Source organism: Nonomuraea sp. K271 (assembly GCF_009908215.1).
Classification (GTDB): domain Bacteria; phylum Actinomycetota; class Actinomycetes; order Streptosporangiales; family Streptosporangiaceae; genus Nonomuraea; species Nonomuraea longispora.
Genome location: NZ_JAAAHR010000365.1, coordinates 1 through 1690 on the forward strand (window position 1 = coordinate 1; position 1690 = coordinate 1690).

The window sequence follows — 1690 nt, forward strand, 5'->3', positions numbered from 1 at the left end:
GGAAGGCGAACTCGGTCCCGGGCTCGCAGACCACGACCTCGCATTCGCGTGACCAGCGCAGGCCGGCCATGCGGTTGTGGCCGACGAACCGGGCCCCGGCCGCCGGGCCGGTGGCCGGGGCTATCCATGCGCAGCGCCGGCACACCGGGCTCCATTCGCCCATGCGGGTGACGTCAGCGATCAGATTCCAGACGGCGCGCGGTTCGGCGCGGATGTGGACCTGGACGCTTTCGCGGTGGGGGCGGGCCACGGCTACCACGTACTCCGGCCGGGGACGGGTTCGGCCTTCAGCGGAGGGTACATGGGAACGTTCCTTCCTGGATTGGGGCACCCCGGTGCCGGTCCCGTCAGGTGTCGAAGAGCCGGTCGATCACGTCGGCCAGCCATGTTTCGTACTGCTGCGGTGTCCAGCCGGATAGTTCGGTGAGCAGGTGGTAGACCTCGACCGAGGCGATCGCCGCCAGCCCGTCGCGTTCCTGGGTGGTCACCGTCCGGCCGGTGATGTGGGAGAGGCCCTCCCCGACGGTGATGCGCCGGCGCTCCTGGGTGACCTGCAGTTGCCGGGCCAGGTCCGCGTCGGAGGCCGCTGCCTCGCGTAGCGCGAGATACACCCCTGTGGTGCGCTGATGGATGATGGTGATCAGCCGGGTGGCGGCCGCGATGCGCTCGGGCCGTGTCCCGGACGGGAGCGTGGCGAATTCGGGCCGTTGGTTGAGCGGCACGGGCTCGTCGTCGCCGACCACGGCGACGTCGATCGCCGCCATGAGCAGTTCGGTTTTGGAGTGAAAGGTGGCATACACCGTTTCCACCGACACCTCCGCCGCGCGGGCGACCTCGCGCATCCCGGTGCCTGCCCAGCCGCGTTCGGCGAACAGTCGGGTGGCGGCGGCGAGCACCGCCGCCCGTGTTTCCGCGGCCTGCTGCTTGCGTCGTGGTGACCGGTAGGCACGTCGTGCCCGTGGCGGCTGCTCCGTCGTCATACCCGATCCCCGGCATGCTTGGTCGCGGTCTGCGGCTGCCAGCGGGCGGCGGCCCGGCGCCGGTAGGTCCGGGCGAAGCCGCGCAGCAGGATGAACCGGGGCAGCGGCGGGACTTGATGCACCACGAGTTGGTAGCCGTCGGGGTCGATGCCGTCCAGCAGCCAGTGCCCCTCCATGCCGAGCCGGGCCAGCGACTTCGGCTTGATGTTGTAGGTCCGGTCCCATGCGCGCCACTCGGCGTCGGTGATGCTGGCCGACACGACCGGCATGGCTTCTGCGACCTCGCGTTCGAGGTGCGGCACGAGCACGTCCGTCAGCGCCTCGAGCTGGGCGACGAGGTCGACTCGTGCCTGGCTGGTGGTCGTGGCCGCGTAGTGCTGGGCGGCGGCCGTCAGGGTCTCGATCGCCGGGGCGATCCGACGGTGGTCGGCATCCAGCGAGTCGAGCAGCGGCCCGGCGGCCGGGTTGCGTGCGCGCACCAGCGGCCACAGGCCCTCATCCTCACCAGTGTGGTGGGCGTGCAGGAGCTCCATCATCCACACCACGTGCCCGCCCAGCGCGCGCCGCTGCCGGCCCTGCGGATACGGCGTCGCGGTCAGCACCGCACGGGTGCGGTCCAGATCCCGGCGCAGCGCCCCGTGCACGATGCCCATCATCCGCGTGTCCGCCTGCGCCGCAGTGGATCCCATCTCGTCCTCCCGTCGACGGCC

The 1690-nt window shown here is 71.4% G+C and carries 3 protein-coding genes; all 3 read right to left on the minus strand.

All coding sequences use genetic code 11. From position 1 onward, the window contains the following. On the minus strand, positions 1-250 hold a 250-nt coding region (locus tag GUY59_RS46950), incomplete at its 3' end, for an SRPBCC family protein (protein WP_161715144.1). A 97-nt stretch (positions 251-347) separates the two neighbouring features. Further along, the gene (locus GUY59_RS46955) at positions 348-980 is read right to left on the minus strand and encodes a TetR/AcrR family transcriptional regulator (protein ID WP_138208861.1); all 633 of its coding nucleotides are present in this window, start codon (positions 978-980) and stop codon (positions 348-350) included. Then, positions 977-1690, minus strand: a 714-nt coding sequence (locus tag GUY59_RS46960; protein ID WP_236668176.1) for a hemerythrin domain-containing protein, incomplete at its 5' end; no start/stop codon positions are given. The genes GUY59_RS46955 and GUY59_RS46960, both read right to left, overlap by 4 nt.